General features: G+C 44.2%; 12 protein-coding genes. 6 read left to right on the top strand and 6 right to left on the bottom strand.

Annotated features, from left to right (window positions below):
- Positions 1-26: 26 nt before the first annotated feature.
- A complete protein-coding gene (gene asmA / locus ABIC79_RS03115) occupies positions 27-1877 on the top strand; it encodes an outer membrane assembly protein AsmA (protein ID WP_119261472.1) in 1851 nt (616 codons plus the stop codon).
- A 78-nt stretch (positions 1878-1955) separates the two neighbouring features.
- On the opposite strand, the gene ABIC79_RS03110 is transcribed toward asmA, so the two are convergent.
- Positions 1956-3545 (bottom strand): TerC family protein, encoded by a 1590-nt coding sequence (locus ABIC79_RS03110; RefSeq protein WP_013575067.1) that lies wholly within the window; start codon positions 3543-3545, stop codon positions 1956-1958.
- Between the two features lie 462 nt (positions 3546-4007).
- On the opposite strand from ABIC79_RS03110, the gene galU reads away from it, so the two are divergent.
- On the top strand, positions 4008-4895 hold the full coding sequence (gene galU, locus ABIC79_RS03105; protein ID WP_013575068.1) for a UTP--glucose-1-phosphate uridylyltransferase GalU: 888 nt from the start codon (positions 4008-4010) through the stop codon (positions 4893-4895).
- Between the two features lie 114 nt (positions 4896-5009).
- Here the strand turns inward: galU and rfbA are convergent, their stop codons facing one another.
- Positions 5010-5882: a glucose-1-phosphate thymidylyltransferase RfbA gene (rfbA, locus tag ABIC79_RS03100; protein WP_037034876.1), complete on the bottom strand. Its 873-nt coding sequence runs from the start codon at positions 5880-5882 to the stop codon at positions 5010-5012.
- A 19-nt stretch (positions 5883-5901) separates the two neighbouring features.
- On the bottom strand, positions 5902-6966 hold the full coding sequence (gene rfbB / locus ABIC79_RS03095; RefSeq protein WP_119261473.1) for a dTDP-glucose 4,6-dehydratase: 1065 nt from the start codon (positions 6964-6966) through the stop codon (positions 5902-5904).
- A 611-nt stretch (positions 6967-7577) separates the two neighbouring features.
- Between rfbB and rfbC the strand changes: the two genes are divergently transcribed.
- The 4 genes from rfbC (at position 7578) to ABIC79_RS03075 (ending at position 10887) form a co-directional block, all read left to right on the top strand.
- Positions 7578-8114: a dTDP-4-dehydrorhamnose 3,5-epimerase gene (gene rfbC / locus ABIC79_RS03090; protein WP_037034871.1), complete on the top strand. Its 537-nt coding sequence runs from the start codon at positions 7578-7580 to the stop codon at positions 8112-8114.
- The gene (rfbD, locus tag ABIC79_RS03085; protein ID WP_119261474.1) at positions 8111-8983 is read left to right on the top strand and encodes a dTDP-4-dehydrorhamnose reductase; all 873 of its coding nucleotides are present in this window, start codon (positions 8111-8113) and stop codon (positions 8981-8983) included. The genes rfbC and rfbD overlap by 4 nt, the downstream gene beginning before the upstream one ends.
- Positions 8984-9106: 123 nt before the next feature.
- Positions 9107-9940: a glycosyltransferase gene (locus ABIC79_RS03080; protein WP_037034867.1), complete on the top strand. Its 834-nt coding sequence runs from the start codon at positions 9107-9109 to the stop codon at positions 9938-9940.
- 50 nt (positions 9941-9990) lie between these two features.
- Complete coding sequence (locus tag ABIC79_RS03075; protein WP_037034865.1) at positions 9991-10887, top strand: glycosyltransferase family 2 protein; 897 nt, start codon at positions 9991-9993, stop codon at positions 10885-10887.
- Between the two features lie 69 nt (positions 10888-10956).
- On the opposite strand, the gene ABIC79_RS03070 is transcribed toward ABIC79_RS03075, so the two are convergent.
- From ABIC79_RS03070 to ABIC79_RS03060, 3 genes are read right to left on the bottom strand one after another with little or no spacing between them, the layout of a single operon-like run.
- Positions 10957-14592, bottom strand: a complete 3636-nt coding sequence (locus ABIC79_RS03070; protein WP_037034863.1) for a glycosyltransferase — start codon at positions 14590-14592, stop codon at positions 10957-10959.
- The gene (locus tag ABIC79_RS03065) at positions 14589-15980 is read right to left on the bottom strand and encodes an ABC transporter ATP-binding protein (RefSeq protein WP_119261475.1); all 1392 of its coding nucleotides are present in this window, start codon (positions 15978-15980) and stop codon (positions 14589-14591) included. Before ABIC79_RS03065 ends, ABIC79_RS03070 begins: the two co-directional genes overlap by 4 nt.
- On the bottom strand, positions 15970-16755 hold the full coding sequence (locus ABIC79_RS03060) for an ABC transporter permease (RefSeq protein ID WP_321187225.1): 786 nt from the start codon (positions 16753-16755) through the stop codon (positions 15970-15972). Before ABIC79_RS03060 ends, ABIC79_RS03065 begins: the two co-directional genes overlap by 11 nt.
- Positions 16756-17148: the final 393 nt, after the last annotated feature.

Here is a 17148-nt window from a genome sequence, read left to right as displayed (position 1 = left end):
TTACCGGATAAAAACGTGAGGAAGGCATGAGAAGACTCCTGACAACACTGGTGATTTTACTGGTGGTTATCATTGCCGGTATGACTTCGCTGGTATTCCTGATTAACCCGAACGATTTCCGCCAGTACATGGTAGAGAGGGTCGAGGTGAAAAGCGGCTATCAACTGGCTATCAACGGTTCCCTGCGCTGGCATGTCTGGCCGCAGCTCAGCATCATTGCCGGACAGACCTCTCTGACCGCGCCTGGGGCTAAGGCACCGGTTGTCAGCGCTGAGAACATGCGGCTGGATGTCAAACTCTGGCCTCTTATTTCTCATCAGCTCGCGGTTAAGCAGGTTCTGCTGAAAAACGCCGTCATTCGTTTAACGCCGGAAACGGAAGAGAATCAGCCCAATGCACCGGTCGCACCTTCTACGCCAACGCCTGTTGCGCCCGGCGCATCCGAACTTGAAGCGGGCTGGAAATTTGATATTGATAAAATCAGCGTGGCTGACAGTTTACTCATCTGGCAGCGCGGTGATGACGAGCAGATCAACGTGCGTGATATCAATCTGGAAATGGAAAAGAATGACAACCGTCAGGCTAGTATCCAGCTTTCAAGTCGCATAAACCGCGACCAGCGCGATCTGTCGTTCACCATGAAAGCCGACCTGGATATGCAGCACTATCCGCAGGCTGTCGCTGCCAGCATCAGCAAGTTCACTTATCAACTGAACGGTGCCGATATCCCGGTGAAAGGCCTTCAGGGGAATGGTTCCATGCAGGTGAGCTATCAGCGTGATAACAATATGCTGACGCTGAACCAGCTGGCGCTGTCGGCCAATGATAATCAGATCTCCGGCACGGCCTCTGCGAAGCTGGGAGAACTGGCGGATTATCAGCTCAATTTAACCGCTGATAAGCTTGATCTTGATGCGCTTTCCGGCTGGCAGCCTGATACGCAGGAAGAATCGTCGCAAACCGCGCAGTCTGTGACGTCAGCACCCGTTATCGCCCGTGATGTGGATGAACAGCCAAACGGGCTGAATGATTTGCAAACCTTCAATGCTACCCTGGCGCTGAAAGTTGCTGATCTCACTTATCGCGGTATGAAAATCCAGAACCTTGCCCTGAATGCGGTCAATCATCAGGGCCAGGTTTCCTTGCCGGCATTTAGCGGCAACCTGGGAACAGGGCGCTTTTCTCTGCCAGGCACCCTGGATGTCACGGGGAATAAAATTCAGGTCCATCTGACACCGGATGTGGACAGCATTGAACTGGGTGATTTACTGACAGCTTACGGGTTACCGAAAGTCCTTACCGGGAGCTTCTCTATGCAAGGGAATGTTAACGGAGAAGGGTTGTCGGCCGTTGATTTTGCACGGCGATGGCAAGGCGAGGGGCAGCTTTCAATGGATAACGCGCGTCTGAATGGCCTTAATATTCAGCAACTCATTCAGCAGGCGGTCAGCCGTAATACCAGTAATGTTCAGGGGCTTGAAAAGTATGAGCACTATAGCCAGATCGATACGCTGAAAGCGCAGGGACATCTGGCCGAAGGTACACTGACGCTGAATAATCTTGAAGGTCAGTCGCCAATGGTGTCTGCGAAAGGTGACGGAACAATCGATATGTCGAATCAAAAGGTGGATATGAACCTGCTGATCCGCGTTACCGGTGGCTGGAAAGGTGACAATAATCTGATCAATACCCTGAAAACGACAGACATCCCGTTGCGGGTTTACGGACCCTGGGCTCAGATGGGATATCAGCTGCAGGTGGACCAGATACTGAGGCGTACGTTTGAACAAAGCGCTCGCAGCGCCCTTCAGAACTGGGTCGACAAGCGTAAGGACAGTAAAGAAAAAAGCGATGTTGAGAAATTACTCAACAAATAATCTCTTTTCTAAGCCAATTCTGAGCATAAACAAAACGGGGTGCCATCGCAGGCACCCCGTTTTGTTTACAGGATTGAGTCAGACTTCGTAATCGTCTTCAGAGGCGGTATCAGGTGGCGTGATCTTCACTTTTAAAATGCGGTGACTGCTGACTTCTAAAGGCTCAAACAGATAGTCATTAATGTGTATCTGCGCGCCCACCTGCGGGATACTTTGGGTATATTCCATCAGCAGACCGGCCAGCGTGTGATATTCCCTTTTTTCATCCACCGGCAGGGAAATATACATCACCAGATCGTCAAGCGGCATGTAGCCGTTGGCTATCCAGCTTCCATCCTCCTGCTGCTGGATATCATGCCGTGCATCAGGCGTTTCGTCAGACTCTGGCAGGTTACCGGCAATGGTTTCCATCACATCCGTCAGGGTCACGATCCCTTCGACAGAACCAAATTCATCGACCACGAAAGCAAAATGCGTTTTTGCCTGGCGGAATTGTTCAAGGGCCATCAGCAGAGAAAGCTGTTCCGGGAAAATCAGAGGCTGGCGGATCAGCGCCTTAAGATCCAGTTCATTTTGCAGCAGTTGTTGTTTGAGCAGGTCGACAACGTGCACAACGCCAAGCGGTTCGTCGGTGGAGCTGTCTTCGGTGACCAGCATACGGGTATGTTGGTTATCAGCGATTTGCTGCGTCAGCACGTCGACAGGGTCATTAAGTTCAAGATGGTCTACGTCGTGGCGGGAGGTCATTACGCTGCTGACGGTGCGTTGCCCGAGTCCCAGCACGCGTTCAATCATGTGACGCTCCTGCTGGTTGAAAATTGCATCTTCTTCGTCAGCGCTGTCTGCAATCATGTTTGAGGAGTGAGCATCAAGTTCGGCTTCTTCATGTTTGCCACGCAAGACGCGCAATACGGTTTCTGCAGTGCGTTCACGCAGAGAGCGGCGCGAGGATAAAAAGCGTTTGCGGTTAAACTGTGCCAGCTGATTCAGCCCTTCAATGATCACGGAGAAACCGATCGCGGCATACAAATACCCTTTCGGGATAACATAGCCAAAACCTTCGGCAACCAGGCTGAAGCCGATCATCAGCAGGAAACTGAGACATAAGATGACGATAGTCGGATGCGCATTCACGAAACGTGTCAGTGGTTTACTGGCTAACAGCATCAGGCCGATAGCAATACACACCGCCACCATCATGACGGCCAGATGCTCAACCATCCCGACCGCGGTAATCACTGAGTCGAGTGAAAAGACCGCATCCAGCACGACAATCTGAGCAACGACCGGCCAGAATTTAGCACCGCGCTGCTGATGGCTTTGTTCTTCATCTTTGCCTTCGAGTCGTTCATTAAGCTCCATCGTCGCCTTGAACAACAGGAATATCCCCCCCGCAAGCATAATCATATCGCGCGCGCTGAACGGATGCCCGAGCACGGCAATAAGAGGGCGGGTCAGTGTCGAAAGCCAGGAAATGCAGGCCAGCAGAAGTAAGCGCATGACGAGGGCCAGTAAAAGCCCGGTGACGCGAGCCTTGTCACGCTGCTGACGCGGAAGTTTTTCCGCCAGGATGGCAATGAAAATGAGATTGTCTATCCCCAGGACAATTTCGAGAACTACCAGGGTCGCAAGCCCGGCCCAAATCGAGGGATCGGCGATCCATTCCATATTGCGTTTTTCACCTTTGGTTACACGACGATTGTCGCACGTTGAATAATGGGCGCCAGCGCCCCAAATTTCAAATCTAAAACAGCGGTCTAGGCAAACTGGCAAGGGGGCCCGGGGGAAGAAGGATGAGATGTGATAAAAAGCCGTCAGGACTGATTTGGAAAGCAGCAAGTTACGATTATTAAATCACCGAACAGGTATAACATTCCTAAAAATAAGCCTTTAGCTTACTGTTTGGTGCGGCTTACTGGTATCGTAACTGAATTAACATAATCGTGTTTGAGTCCTAAAGTCATGAGTATGGTCTCCCTAAACCAAATCACAGAGACTATACTCATGGAAGAACTATCGGATTGGGAATTTAAATCAATTTTACAATTTCAGTTCAGAGAAATCCCTGACGCGTTTGGATGGTAACTGACTGAATTTACACACCATAGGTTTCAAGGAGTATCCTTTACAATGTTAAAAGCTGTTATCCCTGTTGCCGGTCTGGGCACACGTATGTTGCCAGCGACGAAAGCCATTCCAAAAGAAATGCTGCCTATCGTCGATAAGCCTTTGATCCAGTACATCGTTAATGAATGTGCTGCGGCGGGCATCAAAGAAATCATTCTGGTCACACACTCTTCGAAAAACGCGATCGAAAACCACTTCGATACCTCTTTCGAGCTGGAAAGTATGCTTGAATCCCGTGTGAAACGTCAGCTGCTGGAAGAAGTGCAGTCTATCTGCCCGAAAGGCGTGACCATCATGAACGTACGTCAGGGGCAATCAAAAGGCCTTGGGCATGCGGTTCTGTGTGCAAAACCTCTGATTGGTAATTCTCCTTTCGCGGTTATTCTGCCAGACGTTTTGATGGATGATTCCACCAGCGATCTGCGTAAAGATAACCTTGCTGCCATGCTTCGTCGCTTCCAGGAAACTGGCAACAGCCAGGTCATGGTTGAAGAAGTGCCGGAGAAAGACGTTTCCAAGTACGGTATTGTTAACTGCAACGGCGTAGAAGTTGAGCCGGGCGAAAGCGCGCCAATGACGGCTATCGTTGAAAAGCCGGAACTGAAGGACGCGCCATCAAACCTTGCGGTTGTCGGCCGTTATGTTCTGTCCGAAGCTATCTGGCCACTGCTGGCAGTGACACCGTACGGTGCAGGTAATGAAATTCAGCTGACTGATGCCATTGCCATGCTGATGAAAAAACATACTGTTGAAGCCTTCTCCATGACTGGCCGTTCACATGACTGTGGTGATAAGCTCGGTTATATGAAGGCGTTTGTTGAGTATGGTATTCGCCATAACACGCAGGGCGAAGCGTTCAAGGCATGGTTGAAAGAGTTTGCCGAAGAGTAAAAATTGATTGACTTCGAGCAATAAAAAGCACCGAATTTTCGGTGCTTTTTTTTATCTGAAGTGATATTTAGAAAATAATTCAGGCCGGACTAGCCCATCAGCCTGAATTTATAATCAGTTATGTTCGTTAAGTAGTTGGGTCAGATACGCGCCATAAGCAGTTTTGCTCATTAATGCAGCTTGTTCAGCAACACGCTCTTTGCTCAACCATCCTTTACGAAACGCAATCTCTTCCAGACAAGCTACTTTAAAACCTTGTCGTTTCTCAATGGTGTGGACGAATTGTGAAGCCTCAATCAGGCTATCATGTGTTCCTGTATCGAGCCACGCAAAACCTCGGCCCAGAAGCTCCACTTGCAATTGACCTTTCTCAAGATACATTTCGTTTAATGTCGTTATCTCAAGCTCACCACGATGAGATGGCTTAACTTGTTTAGCCATTTCAACGATATTTTTGTCATAGAAATAGAGTCCGGTCACTGCCCACTGAGATTTTGGTTTTAATGGTTTTTCCTCAATGGAAAGTGCTTTAAAGTCCTTATCAAATTCAACCACGCCAAAACGCTCGGGGTCTTGAACCTGATAGCCGAAGACTGTTGCGCCCGTTTCTCGTTTAGCAACGGCTTCAAGCTGTTTGCCAAAGCTTTGACCAAAATAGATATTGTCGCCAAGAACAAGTGCACAACGTTCGCCGTTTATAAACTCTTCACCGATGATGAATGCCTGGGCAAGGCCGTCTGGAGATGGCTGTACTGCATACTCGAGTTTAATGCCGAATTGAGAACCATCACCCAGTAAGCGTTGAAAGGATGGCATATCTTCAGGGGTAGAAATCACCAATATTTCATTAATACCTGCCAGCATAAGCACAGATATTGGATAATAAATCATCGGTTTATCATAAATCGGTAACAGCTGTTTCGATACACCGCGGGTTAGGGGGTACAAGCGTGTGCCTGAACCGCCAGCTAAAACGATACCTTTCACTAGATTCTTCTCCTTAAAATTAGTTAGTCAAGCCAAGACGTTCACCGGCATAAGAACCATCCTGAACCCGGCGCCACCAATTTTCATTGTTCAGATACCATTCAACCGTTTTACGAATTCCGCTTTCGAAAGTTTCTTGTGGTTTCCAGCCTAACTCTTGCTCGATCTTACTGGCATCAATGGCGTAACGCATATCGTGACCAGGACGATCTTTCACAAATGTAATCAGTTCGGAGAACTTGGCGATCCCATTTGGTTTTGCGGAAATCAGTTCATCGAGCAACTCACAAATGGTTTTAACGACGTCAATATTTTTGCGCTCATTGTGACCACCAATGTTATAGGTTTCGCCTACGACACCCTCGGTAACCACTTTATAAAGTGCACGGGCATGATCTTCAACATACAGCCAGTCGCGCACCTGTGCGCCATCACCGTATACCGGTAATGCTTTACCTGAAAGTGCGTTAAGAATGATGAGTGGAATGAGTTTTTCCGGGAAATGATAAGGACCGTAATTATTCGAACAATTTGTCACAATAGTAGGGAAGCCGTAAGTGCGCTGCCAGGCTCGCACTAAATGATCGCTGGAGGCCTTAGATGCAGAGTAGGGACTGCTTGGCGCATACGGCGTCGTTTCAGTGAAAAGATCCGTTGTGCCGTGCAAATCGCCATACACCTCATCCGTTGAAATATGATGGAAGCGGAAAGCCGATTTTTCCTCTTCAGGCAGAGAAAGCCAAAAATGTCGGGCTGCTTCCAGAAGCACATAAGTGCCAACAATGTTGGTTTCGATGAAGGCTGCCGGGCCATCAATCGAGCGATCAACATGGCTTTCAGCAGCAAGATGCATAACAGCATCCGGTTGGAAGTCAGTAAAAAGAGTATCCAGTTCTGTGCGATCACAAATATTTGCCTGCGCAAACTGATAGCGGGGATCAGATGATACGGGAAGGAGTGACTCAAGATTGCCCGCGTATGTGAGGCTATCGACAACCAGGACACTATCCTTTGTATTATCAATAATGTGACGAACAACTGCTGAACCGATGAAACCGGCACCACCGGTGATCAAAATTTTCATATATACGTACTCATTTATTAAGTGTTAGCTTTTTCACATGCCCAAAAAATCAGCTATTTCGCTTTTGTCGCGAATAAGAACATAGCGTAGCGCAGAGTTAGTGTAAGCGCAGCTATAATCAGGTGATTCCTGCATTTTCATGCTAAATATTTCTGCAAGCTATATTTAACTAAAATATATCAACGGTCTGTTTGAAAAGTACCCTGCTGTTGTGGGGGGCACACACACAAAATCTTCTGCCAGAACTGGACAGGTATCATATTACTTGTGACTCAGGGTTCTTGTAGGAATTGTCCAATTTGCAGCAAAAACTTGGTTTCAGAGAGGGGGGGCTGTCTCATTATCGGTCACGGTGCTCTGCTGGTCAGTGTATTGCAAATTGCGGATGAGTTTGTAAGCAACGAACCGTATAGTAAAGATACAGTTAGCCGAGAAATGAACTTTTAGCCAGATTCTGAGTGAGCCGCAATAGGCATTTGTGGTACGATTTTTTAGAAAATGGGAATGGCTGAATGCTTCATAAATGGAATTTGTAAGAACGGCATCAACAACCGTTTATACAGCAAAGGTAACGTGTCGTTGGATAATTGCATAACGAGTGAGCTATAAAAATGAATGTTATTGACACAGAAGTTATTGGCGTAAAATTAGTAGAACCTAAAGTTTTCGGTGATGATCGCGGATTCTTTTTGGAAACATTTCAGCAAAATCGCTACAAGGAAATGTTAGAAATCGATCTGGATTTTGTTCAGGATAACCACTCCCGTTCATCGAAAAACGTTCTTCGTGGCTTACATTTTCAAACGTCTAAACCGCAGGGCAAGTTGGTTCGTGTTGTCCGTGGTGAAGTATTTGATGTTGTGGTTGATATCCGTCCAGAGTCCGCAACTTTCGGTAAGTGGGTAGGTGTATATCTTTCGGAAGACAATAAGAATCAGCTGTGGGTACCACCCGGTCTTGCCCATGGCTTTGTGGTGATTTCAGACTTCGCCGATTTTGAGTATAAATGCACTGATTACTATGATCCTCGCAATGAAGGATGTTTGATCTGGAACGATCCTGAAGTCGGGGTAAAATGGCCTGTTGAAAGCCCATTACTTTCGGAAAAAGATGGTAAAGGTAAATCGTTCGGAGAGCTTTTCAAATGAGAGTCTTGCTGACGGGAGCAGAGGGGCAACTGGGGCGCTGTTTTAGTGATCGCGCTGGCGAATCATTGGAAATATTAGCCACTGACAGAAAGCAACTTGATATTACCGACCTTGTTGCAGTTCAAAAAGTTATTGATAGTTTCAAGCCTGATGCCATTGTTAATGCGGCAGCTTATACCGCTGTAGATAAAGCTGAATCTGATTACGATGCCGCCTTTGCCATTAACTGTCAGGCTGTCAAGAATCTGGCAAGCCAGGCCGGTAAGCTCAATATTCCTTTCATCCATGTTTCAACGGATTACGTGTTTAATGGTGAAAGTAAAATTGCCTACAGTGAATCAGACAACTGTGACCCTAAAAGTGTCTATGGGGTGACAAAGCGGGCTGGTGAACTGGAAGTTTTACAATCACCTAAAGGGATTGTGATCCGCACATCGTGGGTATTTAGCGAATATGGTAATAATTTTGTTAAAACAATGCTTCGCCTCGGCGCTCAACGCGATGCTTTGAGTATTGTCGGTGATCAGTACGGTTGTCCAACTTATGCGGGTGATCTGGCTCAGGCTATTATCGAAATACTGTCGATACCTAATTTCAAGCCGGGTTTATATCACTATAGTGGCGATGAAAGCGTTAGCTGGTATCAGTTTGCCCTGAGTATCTTCGCCACTGCGCATGCTTCAGGTTCATATCCCCGGATACCGGCATTATCTTCGATTACTACTGAAGAGTATCCAACACCGGCTGCTCGTCCGCGTTATTCAGTCATGAATACCAATAAACTGAATGCTGCAGGTATTGCACCAGGAAACTGGAAGAAACAACTGGAAACGATTATCCCTAAAATATTGAATGAAGTCAGTGCATAAACGTCGGACGGGTAATTGAGGTTGGTTCAGCCTGCCTCAATTAAATATCAGTGTTAAAAATCATTTCTGTTTTTGATTGAATATAAAATCCCCTCACATATCAGGGGATAGGAAGTGTAAATCATGGTTGCTGACTTAGTGAAATCAGACGTCATTGCCTCGATCGTCTTATTCAATCATACCTATGCCCAGATTGAGCGTACTATCAATTCTCTGCTTCGTGAGCCGCAGATAGCCAAGATTGTATTAGTTGACAATGGTGGTTGCGGCTGGGCATTTTCCCTTAACAATCCGCGTATTATAGTTCTTAAATCCAACAAAAACTGTGGCTTTGGCCACGGGCATAACCAGGCAATGGCGGAGTTTCTACCTCAGTGTGAGTACTTTTTAATCTGTAATCCCGACGTATATTTTAATGAGGGCGTTGTTTCTTATTTATTGGAAGAGTGCCGTTGTCATGGCTACAAATTTGTTTCTCCTCCAATCCGTTATTCAGATGGCTCCAAGCAATATAGCTGTAAACTCTTGCCGACTCCGCTGAATCTCTTTTTAAGACGTTTCATGCCGTCGTTAGCGAAGAAAATGGATCAGCGATATGAAATACAAGATGCCGATTTTAGCAGGAACTTTTCTGTCCCTTCGGTTTCGGGTTGTTTTATGCTAATTTCTTCTGATTTATTAATAAAGCTCAAAGGTTTTGACGAAAGGTACTTTATGTATCTTGAAGATGTTGATCTATGTCGACGAGCGCTGGACCATACTGAAATAATGTATTGTTCAGGTAAAGAAATCATTCATGAGTTTGGTAAGGGGTCATACAAAAATACATCTTTATTAATGTGTCATATTAAATCTTCGATCCTTTATTTTAATAAATGGGGTTGGATTTTTGACAGGAAAAGAAAAGAAGTCAATAAAACTTGCCTGTCCGCGCTCCCGGTGTGTACAAAGAAATGAGTCACGTCATACCTGACGGTTTTGGTTGCTGGGAAATAGGGAAGTGATGCATGTTGTGTGAAAAAATAAAACCGGCTGCCGTTATTGTCTCTTATCAACCGATAATTAATGACCTCATGCATCTCATTGATTCACTCAAAAGACAGGGTGTCGAATCTATCGTCGTGGATAATGGCAGTCTGGGCCGTGAAAAATTTGCAAACTTACGCGAGATTTGCGTCTTTATTGAGCTTGAAAAAAACCTTGGGATTGCGGCAGCACAAAATATAGGTATCAGAAAGGCAGAAGAAAAGGGCGCTGAGTACATCGTATTCTTTGATCAGGACAGTAAAATTGATGAGAATTACATCCGAGCGCTGACACAAGATTTTTTGAGAGTCAGACAATATGACTCCAAAATAGCGACTATAGGACCAGTGTTTACGGATTCCAGGCATGGTTTTTACTATAAAGTTATTGATATTAATCGGTTTGGTTTACGTAAAAAAATAAATCCTGAAAATTATAGTGCCCCTTTTGCAACATCACTGATTATTTCGTCAGGGTCAATGATACCTATCGACGCTATACGTCAGATAGGCTATATGAATGAATCACTTTTTATTGATTATGTCGATACGGAATGGTGTTTGAGAGCAACTAGCCAAGGATACACTATTTATGTAGGGACCTCTGCCCGTATGACACATTCTATTGGCGATAAGATCGTTAGATTTTTCATGTTCAATATTCCCGTACATTCGCCATTCAGAAGATATTATCGTGTACGTAATGCTTTCTTTTTGTTACGAATGAAGCATGTACCTAAACTGATGGTCGTTCGTGAGTTTATTTTCAATTTTATACATCAGGTTATTTTGATTCTTACCCAAAAGAGTAAAAAGAGAGAATACCTACATAGCTTTTTACGAGCTATTAAAGATGGTTTCTTAAATCGCAGACATTGACGTGTATTACTTATTCAAATGATAAAGCCAACAATTGTTGGCTTTATCTGTTTTAAATGCTAGATAAACTTAGTCAGGAATTTTAGTGCTTAATATTTTATCAAAAATATGCTGTAATTCGACTGCTTGTTGTTCAAAGGTAGTAATTGTATTGCTCGGCAATACAACTTCACCTTGCGCATAGCGCTCTGAATAGATAGCAACTGTTTTATTAATGGCTGCATATAGAGCTTCACCTTTATCCTGAAGAGGTATGATAAAACCATTTTCCCCCTCAATAATGTCTTCAGTCACACCACCAGCATCCGTGACGATGACCCAGACATTACGGATTAACGCTTCTCTAACCGTTAGGCCAAAACTTTCCTTCCATTGAGTAGGGAAAAGTAATACATCAATATTGGAGAAGAAATCGTCAATATTTTGCTGAGTATATCCAGGAACAAGAATAGTATTGTCGAAGAAATCAAGCTCAGACTCCGTGAAAGAGGAATACCCAAGATTTGTTGTATTATCGACAATGCTAAGGCTGATGTCTTTATCTGAAAGCTTAGTGAATGCCTTGCGGATAAGGTGGAAACCTTTAACTTCAGTATTACCGCCAACGTAGCCAAATCTTAGTGTGTTACCTGAGCGTACATGCTTGGTGCTTTTAGGCTTCAGGATGCCATTTTTATTAATAATGACATCTTTAAAGCCATTGGCAATATGGAAATCGGCAAAATATTTGCTTGGTGATAATATGGCTGCTGCTGCATTGAGAGTTCCTCTTACCCGCGAATCCCTAAGGAAATTGAAATGCTTATTAGCAATGTTTCCAGTCTCACGCTCAGCATCAATCATCGCCTGACCGACATAAACGCCATTTGTGTCAATCATAAACTGGTTTGTGCTGAGCCACCATGCGTCATGAAGGGTAACAACATATGGAACATTAAATTGATTACATATGTCTAACATGCTGACACCCATTCCCTGAATACAATGGAAATGAACAATATCTGGTTTAGTGACCTTTACAATATCTTCAAATACCGACGTGATATTTAGGTTATCAAAGCTTTCTCTTGAGCTTAAATTATCCGGAATGCCAATGCCAAATGCATTCATTCCATCAGTTTCATAGCGCTTACATTGGTACGATGCTACGTCGCGGTCAGAAAATGCAGTGACCACATGTACAATTGTTCCGTTATTACGAAGCTCTTTGTTAATTTCCTGAGCAACTATCGTTGCACCACCGAATGAACGTGGGGAATAATAACAGTTCACGGAAAGAATTGTTTGTCGTCTTTTTTCACTAAAAATATGGTCAATAAAAGGTTGAACTTGATCTTGTGCAATACTCACTGGTGAATAGTGAGACATTACATTTTGATAGGCTCTTTCACCTATTTCAATACGTTTTTGTTTATCTTCAATTAATGAACTGAATGCCATGATCCATTCAGATTCACTGTTGCAAAGATAACCATTTTTTTCATGCATGATGGCCTGAGTAAATGCAGAGCGCGGTGAACATATTGATGGTATATGAAGTGATGAGGCTTCAATATATTTGATATTGCTTTTTGAATCGTTGAAAATATAATTTTCCAGTGGTGCAATACTGATATCGCATTCAGAGAGTAGCACCAAATACTCTTCATATGTACAGGTAGGGAAAAATTCTACCTGTGAGATATGTTTTGATAAATAATCGGGTAAATCCAGTTGACCGATCACTCTAAATTTCACATTAGGATATTTTGCCAAAATTACTGCAATAGCCGGTGCCGCTTCTTCAAAATCAATATTATGTGTATTAGTTCCTGAACCGTAAACTATACGTACATATTCATCTGACTTAGTTGAACTTATTGCTGAATTATTGATCTCATCGGCCGTCACCATAGTTTGGTGATCAAGCGCATTTTCGATGATTACAACATCTTTTACTCCGGCTTCCTGCATTGCTTTTGCCAGGCCGGGAGTCGAGGCGATACCACCATCGCAGGCCAACATAGTGCTCCGATAAAGTGTTGCACCATTGATGAGATCTTTTAAAACAGTAGGATCAAGGCCCTGAAGCGTTTTACTGTTTCTCAGTATCTCTTCATCAAAAATTAGGTCATCAACGTCCCAGTAAGTCTTAATGTTCAGTCTCTTCGCTTCGGCAATCACATGCATGACACTTTCGAAGCCTGGAACTCGGTAGAAAATGACCACGGAATGCCGCTGTAATGCTTCGAAAGCCCCGGCGATATCATTCCAGTCTAGAATATTGCACTCATATCCTCTTTGGCGGAACATTTCTTGTTTTTGAAGTACACGATATTTTTTGCATTGAGGAATACTGAGTTCCCCAATGATTAGTACCCGCGGCACTAAAATCTTTTCGGCGGGTAACGTGATCTGTTCTTTTAAAATAGGGTAAGTCGGGTGAATAAAGTTTTCAGAGGGCAGGTGATGCGCAACTGAGCGTAAGCGTCTGCGGATCCCCATAAGTCCATCTCGGCGATAAACTCCGACTGCTTTTCTGAATGTGCTGGATACGCCGCCACCTCGTTTAATAGATGGACCAATTAGACGAGAAAGTAATTTTGCTCTGCGCAGGCTAATGAAGAACCAACGAATAGGCTTGGTTATCTTCCAGCTTTTCGATTTCCAGATTTCATTAATTTGTTTTTCTAAATCAATGACTCGGCTTTCGAGTTGAGATGCACGGTTTTGTAAATGGCTCGTCGTTGAATTGGCCTTGTCGAGTAAATGATGCAAATCCACATTATCAGCCAGGACTTGCATACATTTTTCCTGAACCTTACTGTTCTCTGCTTTGAGCTGTTCTAATTCATGCAGGCTCTGCTCATGCTCTGTTGTCAGACTGGCTAAGCTTTCGTTCATCTCAAGCCACTGGGCAGCAGGAGAATGCAGCATGGTAGACCAGATATTGTCATTCTGAGGGGGGGAGTTAAGAAGAGTTTTGTGGTAGTTCTTGTTACCCACAACAACGGACTCTTCCTCCCCGGCAATGTATCGCTCACCCAGAATGTTCTGTTCATGTTCTTTTTTGCGGATGACGCAGATAGAGTTTATAAATTCGACAGAATGAATTTTTGATAAAATTTCGTCATCGATTTCAACTTGATAGTGCTCTTTAAATTCATCAAGTACGCTTCCGGATGCTTTATCAACTCCCCAGTGCTCATGATTGATGATATCGACAAGTCTTTTGAAGAACGAAATGGAAGAATAGGGATGGTAGATACCCCCTTCGTAATTCTCCCAGTAACTACAATGCAGGTCCTCAGCAATAAACACACCGCCATTCCTAATGGTGCCGAAATATTTACAAAAGGCACGAATAATATCAGGTGATGTATGCGAGCCATCATCGATAACAATATCGAGTTCAGGTTGGAAATTGATAATTTTTTTACTGGTGCTCTCGGAGGTGGCGTCTCCCACAAAAACGCTAATGCGAGGATCGGTATATTCTAAATTTCCGCATAACTCGTCGATATCACAACCAATAATTTTTTCAGCATGAGGGAAATAGTTTGACCAGGCTTCAAGAGATCCGCCGTTCTGAACACCAATCTCAAGCATGGTGACTGCTTTATTACGATAGGGAGCCATGATGTTATCGTAAGCATCAAAATAAATATTCCATTTATCTGAAATTTTACCTGTGCTTTCTTCGTACAAATCGTAAAGTTTTTTCATACTATGGCTCTCAGATCAACTTTTGAAAAATTAATACCAACCAGTCCCCAGCGAACTTTGCTTGAAGAGACATTTATAATAAGGGCATCATGCAGGAAATGGTGCTGAACATGATCGTGAATATCACCATTAGCAAGTGATGCCATGACGACATATTGACCGTTAGGCAGCATGGGGAGTTTAAATTTAAATTCTCCCTCAATATTCTGCCCAGGTTCAATTTCTTTTGGATGTAAGTTGGTGAAAGGGAGAGTATTCTCACCAAATAAATCCTGACCTAATCTGTCTTTGACAATAAAACCCAGAATAGGGCGGTCAAAATGGGTTTCAACTTTGGCTTTGATCACCAACTTGACGGATTCTCCACCCTGATACACCGTTTTCGTTTCATTGTTATAAGTGGTCAGTTCGACAGCGGTAATCTCTCCGGCACCACTTTTCCAGCCATTCGCTTGACTCAGATTATCCGTAACCTTAATTTTACTTTCGTAATCGAGAAGTATTGGCTCATTAGCTTCGAAGGCTTCGTCAAGAGCCTGATTGGCATTTCCGGTCGATTCCGCTAATGCCTGGAGTTTGGCATCCTCACCGTAGACTTCCTGCAATGTGTACTGCAGGTAATCTTCTGCGATTTCTTTGGCTGATCCCGTTTTTACTAAATCACCTTTATGAAGCCATACGGCATCCTGACAAAGATTCAGTACCGAGTTCATGTCGTGGCTGACAAAAATCAGTGTACCCGTTTCTTTAAATTTACGAATAAAACGCATACATTTTTGCGTAAATACTGCATCACCAACGGCAAGTGCTTCATCAATAACCAGGATGTCAGCATCCACATGCGCAATGACAGCAAACGCAAGTCGTACATACATTCCGCTTGAATAATTTTTGACTGGCTGATCGATATGCTCGCCAATATCTGCAAATGTTTCAATTAAATGGAATCGTTTCGTCACTTCTTCACGACTTAAGCCATAGAGCGAGGCCGCCATGTAGACGTTGTCACGCCCGGTAAATTCGGGGTTAAAACCTGCCCCCAATTCTAAAAGGGCAGCGACCTTGCCCTGAACAGTGACATTACCAACCGTTGGGTTTAATGTTCCACAAATCATCTGAAGGAGTGTGGATTTACCTGAACCATTGCGGCCAATAATCCCTACAGTTTCCCCTTTGCGTACTTTAAAGGAAACATCCCGTAATGCCCAAAATTCTCTAAAGAAGTTTTTGCGACCACGAAAAAATATTTGTAGGAGGCGATCCCGGGGTTTTTCATAAATTTGATAACATTTCCCCAGACCTTCGACACTAATAGCAATTTCTTCTGTGCGGACATCAATATCTGCAGCCTTAACGTCTATCGAAGAATCGATGGAATTACAAGACATCGGCAAACCCCTTTCTTGTTTTTTGGAACCATGCAAAACCGAGCCAGGCTACCAGGCTACAAGCTGCAAAATAAATGCAGAAAGAACTGATCTTTGGGATCCCACCGAAGTACAGAACGTCGCGCATTTCAGCGATAGCGGGTGCCAGCGGATTCATCTTCAATAAAGGACGATAATGTTCCGGCAATGCTTCAATAGGGAAGAAAATTGGCGATAAAAACATCAGGACTGTCGTCAGTACCGCAACAAGTTGTGAAACGTCGCGTAAATAAACACCCAGGGATGCCAGAGCCCAGCTCACACCAACAGAAAGCAGAACTAATGGAATAATTGTTATCGGGAGTAACAGAATAGTTAAATGCGGAACTCCGACGACGAAAATGTAGAAGATGACCCAGACGATGATGCTGATCATTGCATGAAATAGTGCTGAACCGACCGACACCCAAGGAAGGATTTCTAAAGGGAAAACAACTTTTTTAACATAGTTAGCATTAGCAAGTACCAGACCCGGCGCACGATTGAAACAGTCTGCAAATAAATTGAAAACTATTAGCCCTGCAAACAGTATAAGTGCAAATTCTGTTTTTGACTGACCACCACCTGCCCATCTCGCATTAAATACGACACTAAAAACGAAGGTATAAACGGCCAGCATAAATACAGGGTTAAAAAACGACCAAAGTATACCCAGCATTGAGCCTTTATATCGCCCAACAACTTCCCTTTTGACCAGGTTATAAATTAATGCTCGGTTGCGTACAGCGCTTGCCACGAATTCTCGGGGGGACGCGTTGAAAGATTGCATTAGGCAACTACCTCATAACTCATAAAAACCTCATTATGCTTCTACTATAGGGGGTCTTAATAGACAACACTTTACCCTTAGCCGGTAATTTTAACCCCAAAGTTGGGCTAAAGGATACATGCCTTATGTTGGTTTATCCCCTCAGATAAATCTAACTTGTCGCAGCCCCAATTGGAGGAGGTAACTTTATATGCCAATCGTACAGAAACGCTGCTCTAAGCGGCTTGATAGAGGCAACAAAACTTTCGCTGTCACTTTAGCTCTTTTTTACCTGCATTCCCCACATGTTACCGGTAAAGTAAAGCTGGCCTCTGAGAAGGGCGAAGCAGGGGATTGCTGGCATGTGCGATCAGAATATTG

The organism is Rahnella sp. 2050, from assembly GCF_040544515.1.
Classification (GTDB): domain Bacteria; phylum Pseudomonadota; class Gammaproteobacteria; order Enterobacterales; family Enterobacteriaceae; genus Rahnella; species Rahnella aceris.
Note: the sequence above shows the minus strand (reverse complement) of the source record. Positions and strands in the feature narration are given on the sequence as shown.